The organism is Microbacterium istanbulense, from assembly GCF_037204145.1.
GTDB classification, from domain to species: domain Bacteria; phylum Actinomycetota; class Actinomycetes; order Actinomycetales; family Microbacteriaceae; genus Microbacterium; species Microbacterium istanbulense.
In genome coordinates, this window is record NZ_JBBDGN010000001.1 from 82,463 (window position 1) to 97,385 (window position 14,923).

Annotated in this window: 15 protein-coding genes; 4 read left to right on the top strand and 11 right to left on the bottom strand. The window is 66.9% G+C overall.

Annotated elements, in window-relative coordinates:
• Window positions 1-89 precede the first annotated feature (89 nt).
• Both WDU93_RS00395 and WDU93_RS00400 read left to right on the top strand, forming a co-directional pair.
• Window positions 90-2,363 (top strand): glycoside hydrolase family 31 protein, encoded by a 2,274-nt coding sequence (locus tag WDU93_RS00395; protein ID WP_337316205.1) that lies wholly within the window; start codon window positions 90-92, stop codon window positions 2,361-2,363.
• A 60-nt stretch (window positions 2,364-2,423) separates the two neighbouring features.
• On the top strand, window positions 2,424-3,893 hold the full coding sequence (locus WDU93_RS00400; RefSeq protein WP_337316208.1) for an NPCBM/NEW2 domain-containing protein: 1,470 nt from the start codon (window positions 2,424-2,426) through the stop codon (window positions 3,891-3,893).
• Window positions 3,894-3,957: 64 nt separating this feature from the next.
• Here the strand turns inward: WDU93_RS00400 and WDU93_RS00405 are convergent, their stop codons facing one another.
• Entirely contained in the window at window positions 3,958-4,752 is a 795-nt protein-coding gene (locus tag WDU93_RS00405) for a sulfite exporter TauE/SafE family protein (RefSeq protein WP_337316210.1), read from the bottom strand.
• 151 nt (window positions 4,753-4,903) lie between these two features.
• Here WDU93_RS00405 and WDU93_RS00410 point away from each other — a divergent pair, with 151 nt between their 5' ends.
• Window positions 4,904-6,481, top strand: coding sequence for an AMP-binding protein (locus WDU93_RS00410; RefSeq protein ID WP_337316212.1), 1,578 nt, complete (start codon window positions 4,904-4,906; stop codon window positions 6,479-6,481).
• Between the two features lie 71 nt (window positions 6,482-6,552).
• On the opposite strand, the gene rplQ is transcribed toward WDU93_RS00410, so the two are convergent.
• The 7 genes from rplQ to WDU93_RS00445 form a co-directional block, all read right to left on the bottom strand.
• Window positions 6,553-7,230 carry a 50S ribosomal protein L17, sunset domain variant gene (gene rplQ, locus WDU93_RS00415; protein WP_337316213.1) on the bottom strand — a complete coding sequence of 226 codons (678 nt, stop codon included), beginning with the start codon at window positions 7,228-7,230 and terminating at the stop codon, window positions 6,553-6,555.
• A gap of 35 nt (window positions 7,231-7,265) precedes the next feature.
• A complete protein-coding gene (locus WDU93_RS00420; protein ID WP_337316215.1) occupies window positions 7,266-8,255 on the bottom strand; it encodes a DNA-directed RNA polymerase subunit alpha in 990 nt (329 codons plus the stop codon).
• Window positions 8,256-8,373: 118 nt separating this feature from the next.
• Entirely contained in the window at window positions 8,374-8,772 is a 399-nt protein-coding gene (gene rpsK, locus WDU93_RS00425) for a 30S ribosomal protein S11 (RefSeq protein WP_337316217.1), read from the bottom strand.
• Between the two features lie 27 nt (window positions 8,773-8,799).
• Window positions 8,800-9,174 (bottom strand): 30S ribosomal protein S13, encoded by a 375-nt coding sequence (rpsM, locus tag WDU93_RS00430; RefSeq protein ID WP_337316219.1) that lies wholly within the window; start codon window positions 9,172-9,174, stop codon window positions 8,800-8,802.
• A 179-nt stretch (window positions 9,175-9,353) separates the two neighbouring features.
• On the bottom strand, window positions 9,354-9,470 hold the full coding sequence (rpmJ, locus tag WDU93_RS00435) for a 50S ribosomal protein L36 (protein ID WP_071644008.1): 117 nt from the start codon (window positions 9,468-9,470) through the stop codon (window positions 9,354-9,356).
• Window positions 9,471-9,531: 61 nt separating this feature from the next.
• Window positions 9,532-9,753, bottom strand: a complete 222-nt coding sequence (gene infA / locus WDU93_RS00440) for a translation initiation factor IF-1 (RefSeq protein WP_018171468.1) — start codon at window positions 9,751-9,753, stop codon at window positions 9,532-9,534.
• A 162-nt stretch (window positions 9,754-9,915) separates the two neighbouring features.
• Window positions 9,916-10,581 (bottom strand): DsbA family protein, encoded by a 666-nt coding sequence (locus WDU93_RS00445; RefSeq protein ID WP_337316237.1) that lies wholly within the window; start codon window positions 10,579-10,581, stop codon window positions 9,916-9,918.
• Between the two features lie 282 nt (window positions 10,582-10,863).
• Here WDU93_RS00445 and WDU93_RS00450 point away from each other — a divergent pair, with 282 nt between their 5' ends.
• Window positions 10,864-11,841, top strand: coding sequence for a hypothetical protein (locus WDU93_RS00450; protein ID WP_337316239.1), 978 nt, complete (start codon window positions 10,864-10,866; stop codon window positions 11,839-11,841).
• Between the two features lie 253 nt (window positions 11,842-12,094).
• Here the strand turns inward: WDU93_RS00450 and map are convergent, their stop codons facing one another.
• From map to secY, 3 genes are read right to left on the bottom strand one after another with little or no spacing between them, the layout of a single operon-like run.
• Window positions 12,095-12,943, bottom strand: coding sequence for a type I methionyl aminopeptidase (map, locus tag WDU93_RS00455; protein ID WP_337316241.1), 849 nt, complete (start codon window positions 12,941-12,943; stop codon window positions 12,095-12,097).
• A gap of 1 nt (window position 12,944) precedes the next feature.
• Entirely contained in the window at window positions 12,945-13,541 is a 597-nt protein-coding gene (locus WDU93_RS00460) for an adenylate kinase (protein ID WP_337316243.1), read from the bottom strand.
• Entirely contained in the window at window positions 13,538-14,860 is a 1,323-nt protein-coding gene (gene secY, locus WDU93_RS00465; RefSeq protein WP_337316244.1) for a preprotein translocase subunit SecY, read from the bottom strand. The genes WDU93_RS00460 and secY overlap by 4 nt, the downstream gene beginning before the upstream one ends.
• Between the last annotated feature and the right edge of the window lie 63 nt (window positions 14,861-14,923).

Sequence of the window (14,923 nt, forward strand, 5' to 3'; positions counted from 1 at the left end):
ACACTCTTGACTCCCTCCGAGCGAATGTGGTGCTATGTGGTTGTTTGATGCGCAATATACGCAAAGACAATCACATAGATAGGGCAACGATGACGTTAACCTCCCCACGGCTCACGGGCCGACGACAGATCACCGCTCTCGGACTCGCTGCGGCCATGGCCGTCACGGGCGTCGGCCTCACCGGCCTGGGCGCATCAGGTGCCGCAGCCGCGGCACCCGGATCGAGCTCCGCCCCCACCCCGATCACACCTAAACCCGCCAGCCCTGAAGTGCCCGTCGACGCCGCAGGCACCTCCATCGGTGCCATCACCGCGGTTTCGCAGAGCGGCGCCAGCGTCACCCTCACCGCAGAGAACGGCGCGATGCGAATCACCTTCCTCGAAGACGGCACGTTCCGTCTGGAAGCCGATCCCTCCGGCGCGTTCACCGACCCGGCCAACACCCCACAGGGCGATCCGACCCGCACCGCGAACATCGTCGTCGGATCAGACAGCTTCGATGCATCCCGCATCACCGTCGACGACGACGACGACACCATCTCGATCTCCAGCGCGAAGGTCACCGTCACGATCGACCGGGGCACCGGCGCCGTTTCGGCCACGAAGGCCGACGGCACCGCGATCTTCGCCGAGAAAGCACCGATCACCTTCAGCGCCACCACCGCCACCCAGCACCTGAAGGCGGTCGAGGGCGAGCAGTTCCTCGGCGGCGGCATGCAGAACGGCCGCTCGATCCACACCGGGTCGGTCATCAACGTCTCACGCAACACCGACTGGGACGACGAGGGCTACCCCAACGCGGTGCCGTACTACATGTCGTCTGAGGGATACGGCGTGCTGCGCAACACGTTCGCGCGCGGCACGTACGACTTCAAGAACGGCACGACCACACACCAGGAGCGCCGCTTCGACGCTTGCTACTTCGTGGGAGACTACGGCGCGTCACTCGAGTCGTACACCCAGCTCACCGGCCGTCCGATGATGCCGCCGGTGTATGCACTCGAGTACGGCGACGCTGACTGCTACAACCGCTCAAGCCCCACCTACAACGCCTATCGCGACCCGGCCAAGCTCCGCACCCCGCAGGCGCTCGACTTCGCGCAGGACTTCGTCGACTATGACATGCCCGCCGGATGGATGCTGGTCAACGACGGCTACGGGTGCGAGTACCAGGAGCTGCCAGAGACCATCGACGCGATCGAGGAGCAGACCGGGCTCAAGACCGGCCTCTGGACCGAGCGCTCACTGACCAACCAGGAGTACGAGGTCGGCGAAGCGGGCGTGCGGCTGCGCAAGCTCGACGTCGCCTGGGTCGGTCACGGTTACCGGATGTCGCTGACGGGATGCGAGGCCGCGCACAGCGGCATCGAACAGTACTCGGATGCTCGCGGCACCTCGCTCATGGTGGAGGGCTGGGCCGGGTCGCAGCGCTGCGGCATGCAGTGGACAGGCGACCACACCGGTAACCTCGACGCGGTTCGCTGGCAGGTCTCTGCGCTCACAGGCGCCAGCAACTCGGGCCTGCCGTTCACCACTGGCGACGTCGACGGCATCTTCGGCGGGTCGACCGAAAGTTACGTGCGTGACTTGCAGTGGAAGGCGTTCGCGCCGGCGCTGTACTCGATGAGCGGTTGGGCAGCGAAAGACAAGCGCCCCTGGCTGTACGGCGAGGAAGCGACAGACATCAATCGGTCGTATCTCCAGCTGCGCCAGCAACTGATGCCGTACATCTACACCCTCGCCGCAGAGTCGCACCGCTCCGGACTGCCGATGATGCGCTCGCTGGCTCTCGAGTACCCGAAGGATCCGGGTTCGTACAGCGTCGAGGCGAACAACGAGTTTCTGCTCGGCGGCGACTACCTCGTCGCCCCGGTCTTCACCAAGACCACGGTGCGCAACGGCATCTATCTGCCGGCCGGCGAGCAGTGGATCGACTACTGGACCGGCACCGTGTACGAGGGCGGTCAGGTGCTCAACGGCCACCCCGCGCCGCTGGACAAGCTGCCGATCTTCGTACGCGCCGGGGCCGTCGTCCCGCAGGGAATCGTGGCCCGCAACGCCTCGCTTGTCCCCGAGGACTCGGCCGTGACAATCACCACCTACCCGCAGGGTGAGAGCTCGTTCGCCCTCTACGAGGACGACAAGGTCACCCGCGCCTACGCCGACGGTAAGTCGAGCACACAGAAGATCAGCGTGGATGCACCAGAGGCGGCCAAGAAGGGCACCGTCACGATCACACTCGGTGAACGTGACGGCGACTACGACGGCAAGGCCAAGGCCCGCCCCTATGTGATCAAGGCCCACACGGGATCGGCACCGAAGAACGTCACCGTCGCCGGCACCCGTCTGAGCGAAGCACCGTAGCTGACCGCTCTCGCCGAGCGCAAGACCGGCTGGTTCTTCGACGCCGACGACGCGGGCGGAGTGATCACCGTGAAGACGGGGTCGATCGCATCGGATCGCAGCGCCGAGGTCGTGCTCACCGCGACCAGCGCCGTCGGTGGGCGAGACGCAGACGTCACCGCGGCGTCCGTCTCGGTCGATGTCGACGAGCGCGTCTTCCAGGGTGAGGAGACCACCCTCACCGCCACGTTCCGCAACACCGGAACCAAGAAGAAGGAGAACGTGGTGCTCACGCCGGTCGCTCCCGCCGGCTGGACGCTCGTGTCGTCCGAGGGAGATCGACCCGGGCTCGTGAACGCGGGCGCGTCGGCGACGGCGAGCTTCACGTTCGAGGTCACGGATGTTGCCGAGGCCGACCAGCAGACCGTGAAGGTCGTGGCCGGCTACACCTCGCAGAAGCTGGCGCAGGAGGTGACGGGCGCCAATGAGATCTACGTCGCCTTTGGCTCTCTCGCCGGCGCTTACAACGCCGACTCGGTGACCACGCTGACGACGGCGAAGGATGGTGACTTCGACGGTGGCGGCGCCTCATTCTCGGCTGAGGCGCTGGAGCGCGCAGGTGTCACGCCCGGGTCGACCGTCACGGTGGGCAGCGGGGAGGCGGCGATCGGCTACACCTGGCCCTCCGCCACGGGCGCCGATGACTCGGTGGCACCGGCCGGACAGACGATCTCACTGCAGGGCCAGGGCACGCACCTCGCCGTGCTCGCCTCGGCTGCGTCTGGCGGCGGCGTGAACCCGTCGATCGAACTGCACTATGCCGACGGCACCGTCAGCACGCAGAACCTGTTCATTCCAAACTGGCTGCAGCAGGCATCCGGTCTCGGGGGCGCCACCGTCGCGGTCGTTTCAATGGGGCGCAACAACGCCAACAACCCCGCCGTCTACGAGTACTCCGGATACAGGTATCAGGTGTACTCCAACCTCGTGCGGCTGAACCCATCGAAAGAACTGGCGTACGTGGTCCTGCCCACCGAGAGTCGGCTACGCATCTTTGACTGGAAGATCGTCGACCAGCCGCTGCCGCCGTCGCCCTCTGGCACCATCGGGGCTGCAGAGCTTCCGTGGCTGAGCGCCACGAACGGCTGGGGCGTGATTGGGAAGAACGTGGCGAACAAGGACGCTGCGAACTCCCCCGACCTGCCGCTCGCGATCAACTACGTCGACCCGGCAACGGGCACCTACCCGACCTATCAGAAAGGCCTGGGTGTGCACGCTCAGTCCAAGATCAGCTACTACACGGGTGGCGCCTGCACGGCCTTCACCGCTGAGGTCGGACTCGAGAAGGGCTTCGCCGGCAATGTGATCTTCAAGGTCGACATCGACGGCGTGAACAAATACCAGTCACGCACCTACACACCGGGCTTCGCCCCCGAGTCGGTCGACATCGACCTGCGCGGCGCGCAGTACGTCGACCTCATCGTCGAGGCGCCCGGATCGATCAACGGAGCGCACGGCGTGTGGGGTGATGCCACCTTCCACTGCGAGTGAGCACTGTCTGAACAGGGGCGGCGTCTCAGATGAGACGTCGCCCCTCAGCCGTGCCCAGGATCTGTCAGGCCCGACGTCCTCGGACGGCCTTGATCGCCATCTGAGCGGCGATGAACGCGAGATATGCCGCGAAGAGCATGTTGCCGACGAAGGGGTTGACCACGGTGGCCAGCCACGCTCCGATCGCCGTGGTCGCGCACGCGGAGACGCCGACGAACGCGGCAGCAGTGAGGTCGACGTTGCGCCGGCGCAGGTTGCCGATGGTGCCCGAGACCGCTGTCGGGATCATCATGAGCAGCGACGTGCCCTTCGCCGCGAGGTCGCTCGTGCCGAACAACAGCATCAGCACGGGTACGACGACGACTCCGCCTCCCACGCCGATGAGGCCGGCGAGGATGCCGGTGAACACGCCGACTCCGGCGAGACCCAGTCCGGCGAGCCAGGTGAGTTCGAGCACGGCACCGCGGGAGGGGATCACGATGAACAGACTCACGATCACCACGAGCAAGAAGCCGACGAAGCCCCAGCGCAAGGCGGTCTGCGAGATGCGGGGCAGCAGCCACGTGCCGATCTGGGCGCCCACGACCGCACCCGCAGCGAGGATGAGCGCGGGGATCCACTCCACCGCGCCGGCGAGGGCGTACGAGATGACACCGACACCGGCCGTCGGCACGATCGCCGCCAGGGAGGTGCCAGCGGCCCGCCGCTGATCGAAGAACAGCAGGAACACCAGCAGCGGCACGATGACCGTTCCACCGCCGACTCCGAACAGGCCCGAGAGGAGACCTGCGAGCAGACCGATGCCGATGAAAGCCGCGTACGCGCGAGGCCCCCGGGTGGTGGCCTGATCCGCATGCACAGATCCAGACTATCCCCCGGGGGCGACGCGCTTCCGACCCTCAGACCTCCTGGGCGATCCCGTCGGCACGCTCTCTGGCACTGCGTCTCAGCCCATGCGAGACTGAATCACATCGCGGGGTGCTCCGCGATCACGATCGAAGGAGATCTCCATGCTGCACAGCCGCTTCGCTGACGTCGACATCCCGAACGTCCCGGTGTACGACTACCTCTTCGGATCGCTCGAAGACGAACGCCTGGACGCCGTGGCGATCATCGATGGCATGAGCGGCGCCGAGACGACCTACCGCCAGCTCATCGGCCAGATCAACCTGTTCGCCGGCGCCCTCGCCTCCCGCGGCATCGGCGTGGGCTCCGTGGTCGGCGTGCTCTGCCCCAACGTGCCGGCGTTCGCAACCGTGTTCCACGGCATCCTGCGCGCAGGAGCCACCGCGACCACGATCAACTCGCTGTACACGCCCGACGAGATCGCGAACCAGCTCACCGACGCCGGCGCCGAGTGGCTGATCACCGTCAGCCCCCTGCTGCCTGGCGCCCTCGCCGCTGCCGAGAAGCTGGGGATGCCGGCTGATCACCTCATCGTGCTGGACGGCGCCGAGGGGCATCCCTCTCTCCCCTCCCTGCTCGCCGAGGGGCATGAAGCACCAGAAGTGAGCTTCGATCCAGCCACGCATCTCGCCGTGCTGCCCTACTCGTCCGGCACGACCGGGCGACCGAAGGGCGTCATGCTCACGCATCGCAATCTCGTGGCCAACGTCGCACAGTGCGCGCCCGTGCTGAGTGTGAATGATGACGACCGCGTGCTCGCGGTGCTGCCGTTCTTCCATATCTACGGCATGACCGTGCTACTGAACTTCGCCGTCCGGCAGCGGGCGGCCCTGGTCACGATGCCGAAGTTCGATCTGCCGGAGTTCCTGCGCATCATCAGCGAGCACCGCACCTCGTGGGTCTTCGTGGCCCCGCCGATCGCGGTCGCGCTGGCGAAGCATCCGATCGTCGACCAGTACGACCTCTCCCCCATCCGCGTGATCTTCTCCGGCGCGGCACCCCTGGACGGCGCACTGGCCGCTGCCGTCGAGCGGCGCCTGGGCTGCGCGGTGGTGCAGGGCTACGGCATGACCGAGACGAGCCCGGCCGTGAACCTCATCCCCGGCGAGCGTGACGACATCGACAAGTCGTCGATCGGCCCCCTCGTGCCGAACACCGAGGCGCGCCTGGTCGACCCCGAGACCGGGGCGGATGTCGACGTGCCCGCTGCGGGCACGAGCGCACCGGGCGAACTGTGGGTGCGCGGGCCGCAGGTGATGACGGGATATCTGAACCGCCCGGAGGCGACCGCCGAGATGCTCGATGACGAGGGCTGGCTGCGCACCGGCGATGTCGCGACCGTCACCGACGGCGAGATCTTCCGCATCGTCGACCGCCTCAAGGAACTCATCAAGTACAAGGGCTACCAGGTGGCGCCCGCCGTGCTCGAGGCGGTGCTGCTCGAGCATCCTTCCATCGCCGATGCCGCCGTGGTCGGCGCGAACGACGACGACGGCCAGGAGGTGCCGAAGGCGTTCGTCGTGCGACAGGCGGATGCCGAACTCACCGCGCAGGACGTCATGGACTTCGTCGCGGCGAAGGTCGCCCCGCACGAGAAGGTACGCCTGGTCGAGTTCATCGACGTCGTGCCGAAGTCGGCATCCGGCAAGATCCTGCGCAAGGACCTGCGCGCCCGCGCCTGACCCCGCCGCACCTACGACGAAGCCCGCCTCCTTTTCGGGAAGCGGGCTTCGTTCGTGTGTACTGCTGCGGCTTACTTGCCGGCCTCGGTGAAACCAGCGGCCTCAGCGGCCTCGGGGGTGCGGAACCACACCTCAGCGATGGTCTGGTCGTACCACTGGCCATCCGGGCGGTGGAACTTCATCGAGTCCTTGTTGCCCTTGATGTCGAAGCCCTCGGGAGCCGAGCCGTCCTCGAGAGGAGCGGCGGAGTCGTCACCGAATTCGCCGACGAGAGCGGCGGGTGCGGCGGTCTCCTCGGCGGGAGCCTCCTCAGCCTTCTCAGCCTTGGCGGGCTTGGCAGCCTTCTCAGCCTTCGGGGCAGCCTTGGCGGCGGCCTTCTTCTTCGGGGTGACGGGCTCGAGGACGAGCTCGATCACGGCCATGGGGGCGTTGTCACCCTTGCGGTTGCCGACCTTCGTGATGCGGGTGTAGCCACCCTCACGCTCGGCGACCAGCGGAGCGATCTCGGCGAACAGCACGTGCGTGGCGTCCTTGTCACCGATGACCGAGAGCACGCGACGACGAGCGTGCAGGTCACCGCGCTTGGCGAAGGTGACGAGGCGCTCGGCGAGCGGACGCAGGCGCTTGGCCTTGGTCTCGGTCGTCTTGATCGACTTGTGGGTGAACAGCGCCGCTGCGAGGTTCGCGAGAAGAAGGCGCTCGTGGGCGGGGCCGCCTCCGAGGCGGGGACCCTTGGTGGGCTTGGGCATAATCGTCTAACTCCTGGTCAGATAAAGGTCGGGTTTCAGAAGGATTCGTCTTCGCTGCCGCCGTAGAAGTGGGCGCCGTCGAAACCGGGCACCGAGTCCTTCAGCGACAGTCCGAGCGAGACGAGCTTGTCGCGCACCTCGTCGACCGACTTCTGTCCGAAATTGCGGATGTTCATGAGCTGCGTCTCCGAGAGGGCGACGAGCTCCGCGACGGTGTTGATGCCCTCGCGCTTGAGGCAGTTGTACGAGCGAACCGACAGGTCGAGGTCCTCGATCGGCATCGACAGCTCGCTGGAGAGAGCAGCCTCGACCGGCGCCGGGCCGATCTCGATGCCCTCAGCCTCGACGTTCAGCTCGCGGGCGAGGCCGAACAGCTCGGTGAGCGTCTTGGCAGCCGAAGCGACGGCGTCGCGGGGGCTGATGGCCGACTTGGTCTCGACGTCAAGGACGAGCTTGTCGAAGTCGGTGCGCTCACCGGCACGGGTGGCGTCGACGCGGTAGCTGACCTTGAGCACCGGCGAGTAGATCGAGTCGATCGGGATCTGACCGGCCTCGGCGTACTCGTTGCGGTTCTGCGCAGCCGAGACGTAGCCGCGGCCACGCTCGATGGTGAGCTCGAGCTCGAAACGAGCGGTGTCGTTGAGGGTCGCGATGACGAGGTCGGGGTTGTGCACCTCGACGCCGGCCGGAGCCGAGATGTCAGCCGCGGTGACCTCACCGGCGCCGGTCTTGCGCAGGTAGGCGGTGATCGGCTCGTCGCGCTCCGAGGAGACGACCAGCTGCTTGATGTTGAGGATGATCTCGGTGACGTCTTCCTTCACACCCGGGATGGTGCTGAACTCGTGCAGCACGCCGTCGAGGCGAATGGTGGTGACGGCAGCGCCGGGGATCGACGACAGCAGGCTGCGACGCAGCGCGTTGCCGATCGTGTAGCCGAAGCCGGGCTCGAGCGGCTCGATGACGAACCGGCTGCGGTTCTCGGAGAGCTTTTCCTCGGTGAGAGTGGGACGCTGTGCGATGAGCACTATGTGTTCCTTTCGATCACATGCCCGCTATATGACATGTGCTGGGTGAGGTCTTGAGTTGTGGAAAAACCAGAGGCGAGGATGCCGGCCCCTCAGGGACCGACATCCTCGTTACGCATCAGACGCGGCGGCGCTTCGGCGGGCGAACGCCGTTGTGAGCCTGGGGCGTCACGTCCTGGATCGAACCGACCTCGAGGCCGGCGGCCTGGAGCGAGCGGATCGCGGTCTCGCGACCGGAGCCCGGGCCCTTGACGAAGACGTCGACCTTCTTGACGCCGTGCTCCGCAGCCTGGCGGGCAGCGGACTCCGCTGCCATGCCTGCGGCGTACGGGGTCGACTTGCGCGAGCCCTTGAAGCCCACGCCACCCGACGAGGCCCAGCTGATGACAGCGCCGGACGGGTCGGTGATCGAGACGATGGTGTTGTTGAACGTCGACTTGATGTGGGCCTGGCCCAGCGCGATGTTCTTCTTCTCCTTGCGGCGCGGCTTGCGCGCGGCGGCCTTGGGTGCAGCCATGATTCTTGTCTCCTAATCCCTGGCCGCTTAGCGGGCCTTCTTCTTGCCTGCGACGGTGCGCTTCGGGCCCTTGCGGGTACGCGCGTTGGTCTTGGTGCGCTGTCCGCGGACCGGGAGGCCACGACGGTGGCGAAGGCCCTCGTAGGAGCCGATCTCGACCTTGCGGCGGATGTCTGCGGCGACCTCGCGGCGCAGGTCACCCTCCACCTTGTAGGTGCCTTCGATGTAGTCGCGGAGTGCGACGAGCTGCTCGTCGGAAAGGTCCTTGACGCGGATCGACTCGTCGATCTCGGTGGCCTTGAGGATCTCGACCGAGCGGGTACGGCCGATGCCGTAGATGTACGTGAGGGCGATCACCACGCGCTTGTCGCGCGGGATGTCAACGCCGGCAAGACGTGCCATGCGAATTCTCCTGGAGTGAGTGGAGGTGTGGAGCAGGATCGGTGCCCGGGCCTCCGCCCCGAGGTGTCAGCCACTGCATGAGTGGCGTCTGATCCTGCCGTTAGTCGTATTGAGTTGTATCCGTTGTCTCGCTGCGCGCACTCGGCAACCGGAGCCGGTCGCCGAGCGGGCGTCGCGATTCAGCCCTGGCGCTGCTTGTGGCGCGGGTTGCTCTTGCAGATCACCATGACGCGACCGTGACGACGGATCACGCGGCAGTGGTCGCAGATGGGCTTGACGCTGGGGTTGACCTTCATGATGTTTCCTGTTCGCTGTCTTCGTACCGCCCCGAGGGGCAGGCCGTTACTTCTCGACCGATCAGCGGTAGCGGTAGACGATGCGGCCGCGGGTCAGGTCGTAGGGGCTGAGCTCCACGACCACGCGGTCCTCGGGGATGATGCGGATGTAGTTCTGCCGCATCTTTCCGGAGATCGTTGCCAGAACCTTGTGTCCATTGCTGAGCTCAACGCGGAACATCGCGTTGGGCAGAGCCTCGGACACGACGCCCTCGATCTCGATGACACCGTCTTTCTTAGCCATAGCCTCGCTGACGCTTCTGCAGATCGGTCGATCTGCGGTGGATGGATGGTTTGTGGTGCCGCCGGTCCGGACACGCCGGATCAAGGCGCAAGGCACCAAAGATCTATGATAGACCCTCTTGACCTCGGCGGCAAATGGGGCGATCATGTGCGCCCCGCGGTCTCACTTCAGCAGGGCTTCCATCTGCGTGATCTCACCGGCCTGCAGGTCGAGGCGCGTGCCATTGACCTCGACCGTGGGGGTGCCCTGGATGTCGTTGGCCTTGGCCTGTGCGGCACCGAACTTCTTGTAGGTGCCGTCGGCGATGCATCTGGCGGCGTCGCCCGCGCCGACCTCCTCGGCCATGGCGGCGAGCTGCTCGTCGGTCAGACCCGTGGTGTTCTCGGCCGGCTGGTTGGTGAACAGCGACTCCATGTAGTCGAGGGCGAGGTCGGGGTTGCTCTCGGCGACGCAGAACATCGCGGCGGCCGAGCGCGAGGAGTACTCCGCGCCCTGCGAGTAGTGGTCGAGGATCGCGATCGGGTGGTACTCGAGCGTGATCTTGTCGTCGGCGGCCGCCTGCTGCAGCTGCGCGCCGTACTGCTGCTCGAAGCTGTTGCAGATCGGGCACATGAAGTCGATGTAGACCGCGACGGTGTCCTCGCCGTCACCGAAGGTCAGCGCGCCCGTCTCGGAGTTGATCAGGTCGCCCTGCGGGGCGGGACCGGCATCCGTCGCCTGGTTGTTCAGCCACACCACGACGACGCCGAGCACGACGAGCACGACGACGACGGCGATGGAGATTCCGATGGCGAACCAGTTGGTCTTGCCCTGAGCAGCAGCAGCCATTGCATTCCGATCTGTGAGTGGTTCCGCCCATGACAGAACCCGCTTGCCTCTGCATCCATCATGCCGGGTGAACGCTATGTCTCGCGTGTGAACCGGCTGAGGCGCCCGCGGCTCGACGCGCCGGTTCTGCGCCGACGCGCCGGTGGCGGGCAGGCGCGTCGGCGCAGAAGCGGCGTCTCGGTGGCCCCGCTTCGTTACCCCCATCGGGCGCGCACGCCGAGTTATCCCCCGCCACCGCGGGTGCGCGCCCCAGAAGGCCCCTCGCGTTGCAATGATCGCGGGATGCCCCTGCTACTCACTGACCGCGCCCTGGTGGAATCCCCCGTCGAGTTGTTCACCGCGAGTGAGGGAAGGATGGCCGGGCTGCGGCTGCCCTCCCCGGAGTACGTGCGTGTGCGCCCGGGCGTGTACGCGCGGCGCAGGGCGTTCGCGGCACTGACCCCGTGGGGGCGCTACGCCGCGCGCGTTCACGCCTTCGTCCGCACGCATCCGGACGCGGTACTCAGCCACGAGTCGGCAGCCGTCATCCACGGGCTTCCCCTGTTCGGTGAAGCCCGCTGCATCCACACGTACGCGCCGCAGAGCGCGACGACGCACGTGCGCGGCGACGTGCGCCTGCACGCCAGCGTCGAGCCGCGTGCGCACGAAATCATCGGCAACATCCGGGTCACCACACTGGTCGAGACCGTGGTTGATCTCGCCCGAGTGCTGCCTCCCGCGCAGGCTCTCGCCGTCGCGGATGCCGCGCTCTCCGCCGTCCAAGGCGGTGGGGCGCACACCGTCGACGAGTTTCAGACCCGGTGCGCCAGCCGCGAGAACCCGCGGGGCGTCGCCGCGGCGAGGTGGGTATGGGACAACGCGGACGGCCGCAGCGAGTCCCCGACGGAGAGCGTGAGTCGCGCGGTGATCGGCTGGTGCGGGTTCGAGCCTCCCGAGCTGCAGCGTGAGTTCGCCTACGACGGGTCGCGGGATCGCTCGGACTTCTATTTCCCGAGCGCGCAGGTGATCGGCGAGTCAGACGGGTGGGGCAAGTATGGGCTTGACGATCCGGAGGTAGCCGCTCAGCGACTCAAGGATGAGAAGCGGCGTGAAGACCGCCTGCGTCGGCACGGACATCCCGTCGTCCGCTGGGAGACGCGGGATGCGTGGCGGGTGGCACCGCTGCGCGATCGGCTTTTGGAAGCGGGCGTGAGGCGCGTGCGCCCGGCATCCGCTGCGTTCCTCGCCACGCTCCGCCACCGCACCCGCCGCGCCTTCTGAGCTCGACACGCCGCCCCTGCGTCGAGACGCCTGCGCACAGCAGGCGCGCCAGCGCAAAACCGGCGCGTCGACAGAGCAGCTGCCGGATGCGGCGGAGGGGTCCGCAACTCCGGACAGCCCCTTGACGATGCGGATGCTGCCCCGCAAGCATCCGGCGCACACCACCTCCCGGCCCGAAACGCCGCTCCTGCGTCGAGACGCCTGCGCAGCGCAGGCGCGCCAGCGCAGAACCGGCGCGTCGAACAGGCGCGGCTCAGGCCAGCGGAACAGGAACCACGCCGAACGGCGCAAGGCCTGCGGCCCCGCCGTCGGGGGCGGTCAGCACCCAGACGCCGCCGTCGTGGCGGGCAACGCTGTGCTCCCAGTGGGATCCGTCGGTACCATCCACGGTCGAGACCGTCCAGTCATCGTCCTCGACGAACGTGGCCTCGCCACCAGCGGTGACCATCGGCTCGATCGCGACGACCAGGCCGGGGCGGATCTCCGCGCCCTCATCCGGCGTCGCATAGTTGAAGACGCTCGGCGCCTCGTGCATCTTGCGCCCGATGCCGTGGCCGACGTATTCGCGCAGGATGCCGTAGCTCTCCCCCGACACCTCGGAGGCGCCCTGCGCCAGGATGTAGTCCTCGATCGCGGCACCGACCTCACCCAGGTGCGACGCCGTGGCCAACGCGGCGATGCCGGCCCACATCGACCCCTCGGTCACGCGCGACAGTTCCTCGCGGCGGGCGACCAGCTCAGGGCGCTCGGGATCGGGAACGACGATCGTGATCGCACTGTCGCCGTTCCACCCCTCGAACTGCGCACCGCAGTCGATCGAGACGATGTCACCCGGCTGCAGCACGTACGAGCCGGGGATGCCGTGCACGACCTGCTCGTTGACCGAGATGCAGGTCGTGTTGCGGTACCCGCGCACGAGCTTGAAGTTCGACTCGGCCCCGCGGCCGGTGATGATCCGCTCTGCCGCGCTATCCAGTTCCCCGGTCGTCACGCCCGCGCGCACAAGGCTCCGCACCTCGGCGAGAGCAGCGGCGGTGATGAGTCCAGGCTCGATCATCGACCGCAGCTGAGCCGGCGTCTTGTAGATGCCGCGACGGAACATGTCAGACCCGCTGCGCGAGACCGCGCGCGGCGAGAGCGGCGCCGATACGCTCGGTGATCGCCTCGAGCGAGCCGACGCCGTCGATCCGGTCGACGATGCCGCGCTCGGCGTACACCTCGATGATCGGAGCGGTCTCCTGCTCGTAGATGTCCAGACGCTTCGCGATCGCCTCGGCCGTGTCATCCGCGCGGCCCTGCTCGATCGCACGCAGCCGCAGACGCTCCAGGCTCTCCTCGCGCGGCACGTCGAGCAGGATCACGGCATCCAGCGTCTCGCCACGCTCGCCGAGGAACTCGTCGAGGTGGGCGACCTGCGCCGTGTTGCGCGGGTACCCGTCAAGCAGGAAACCATTCGCGGCATCGTCCTGCGACAGACGATCACGAACGATGGCGCTGGTCAGCTCGTCGGGGACGAGGTCGCCGGCCTCCATGATGGCCGTCACCTGCTGGCCGAGCTCGGTGCCCGCCTTGATGTTGGCGCGGAAGATGTCGCCCGTGGAGACCACGGGGATGCCGAAGGCCTCGGCCACGAGGACACCCTGGGTGCCCTTGCCCGAGCCCTGCGGGCCGACGATGAGCAGGCGTGCGGATGCGGTCATCGGAGGAGCCCTTCGTAGTGGCGCTGCTGCAGCTGCGCGTCGATCTGCTTCACGGTCTCCAGACCCACACCGACGATGATGAGGATCGAGGCGCCGCCGAACGGGAAGTTCTGGTTGGCCTGCACCGTCGCCAGGGCGATCAGCGGGATCAGCGCGACCAGGCCCAGGTACAGCGAACCGGGGAACGTGATGCGGGTGAGCACGTAGTCGAGATACTCGGCGGTGGGACGACCGGCACGGATACCGGGGATGAACCCGCCGTACTTCTTCATGTTGTCGGCGACCTCGACCGGGTTGAAGGTGATCGCGACGTAGAAGTACGTGAAGCCGATGATCAGCAGGAAGTACACGGCCATGTACAGCGGCTGGTCACCCGTGCTGAAGTTCGTGAGGATCCAGGTCACCCACGCCGGCGGCTCGGTGCCGTCGGTGGGAGTGTTGAACTGCGCGATCAGCATCGGGATGTACAGCAGCGACGAGGCGAAGATGATCGGGATCACACCGGCCATGTTCACCTTGATCGGGATGTACGTGTTCGTACCGCCGTACGTGCGACGACCGACCATGCGCTTGGCGTACTGCACCGGGATGCGGCGCTGCGACTGCTCGACGAAGACGACGAGAGCCATCACGACGATGCCGATGATCAACACCAACAGGAACGTCTCGAAGCCGCGGGCCTCCCAGATGCTCCACATCGCGGCCGGGAAGGTGGCGGCGATCGAGGTGAAGATGAGCAGCGACATGCCGTTGCCGATGCCACGCTCGGTGACCATCTCGGCGAACCACATGATCAGACCCGTGCCGGCGGTCATCGCGATGATGATGAGCAGCTGCGCCCACCACACGTCGTTCGTGAGCAGCTGCTGGCAAGCGGCGACATCGGTGGCGCCGAAGAGCTGACCGCTGCGTGCCACGGTGACCAGCGTCGTCGACTGCAGCAGTGCGAGCGCGATCGTCAGGTACCGGGTGTACTGGGTGAGCTTGGCCTGACCGGCCTGGCCCTCCTTGTGCAGCGCCTCGAAGTGCGGGATGACGACGCGCAGCAGCTGGGTGATGATCGTCGCCGTGATGTACGGCATGACGCCGAGCGCGAAGATCGACAGCTGCAGCAGTGCACCGCCGGAGAAGAGGTTGACGAGCCCCAGAAGACCCTCGGTGCCCGCGTTGGCTGCCAGACACTGCTCGACGTTCGGGAAGTTCACGAACGGAGCGGGGACGTTGGAGCCGAGGCGGTACAGCGCGATGATGCCCAGGGTGAATAGGATCTTCGCTCGCAGATCAGGCGTGCGGAAGATTCGCGCGATGGCGCTAAACAAGGGTGGTCCTCCTGAAGGGGTTGCCGCCGAGTGATGGGCGGCCGAAAGTCCAGGGTAACGCAA

Bases quoted from the DNA above. Each gene is read 5' to 3' on its own strand.
- rplQ (WP_337316213.1), bottom strand. From the start codon at position 7,230: ATGCCCAAGCCCACCAAGGGTCCCCGCCTCGGAGGCGGCCCCGCCCAC.
- rpmJ (WP_071644008.1), bottom strand. From the start codon at position 9,470: ATGAAGGTCAACCCCAGCGTCAAGCCCATCTGCGACCACTGCCGCGTG.
- rpsK (WP_337316217.1), bottom strand. From the start codon at position 8,772: ATGGCTGCACCCAAGGCCGCCGCGCGCAAGCCGCGCCGCAAGGAGAAG.
- infA (WP_018171468.1), bottom strand. From the start codon at position 9,753: ATGGCTAAGAAAGACGGTGTCATCGAGATCGAGGGCGTCGTGTCCGAG.
- map (WP_337316241.1), bottom strand. From the start codon at position 12,943: ATGTTCCGTCGCGGCATCTACAAGACGCCGGCTCAGCTGCGGTCGATG.
- WDU93_RS00445 (WP_337316237.1), bottom strand. From the start codon at position 10,581: ATGGCTGCTGCTGCTCAGGGCAAGACCAACTGGTTCGCCATCGGAATC.
- WDU93_RS00395 (WP_337316205.1), top strand. From the start codon at position 90: ATGACGTTAACCTCCCCACGGCTCACGGGCCGACGACAGATCACCGCT.
- rpsM (WP_337316219.1), bottom strand. From the start codon at position 9,174: ATGGCACGTCTTGCCGGCGTTGACATCCCGCGCGACAAGCGCGTGGTG.
- WDU93_RS00450 (WP_337316239.1), top strand. From the start codon at position 10,864: ATGCCCCTGCTACTCACTGACCGCGCCCTGGTGGAATCCCCCGTCGAG.
- WDU93_RS00410 (WP_337316212.1), top strand. From the start codon at position 4,904: ATGCTGCACAGCCGCTTCGCTGACGTCGACATCCCGAACGTCCCGGTG.
- WDU93_RS00460 (WP_337316243.1), bottom strand. From the start codon at position 13,541: ATGACCGCATCCGCACGCCTGCTCATCGTCGGCCCGCAGGGCTCGGGC.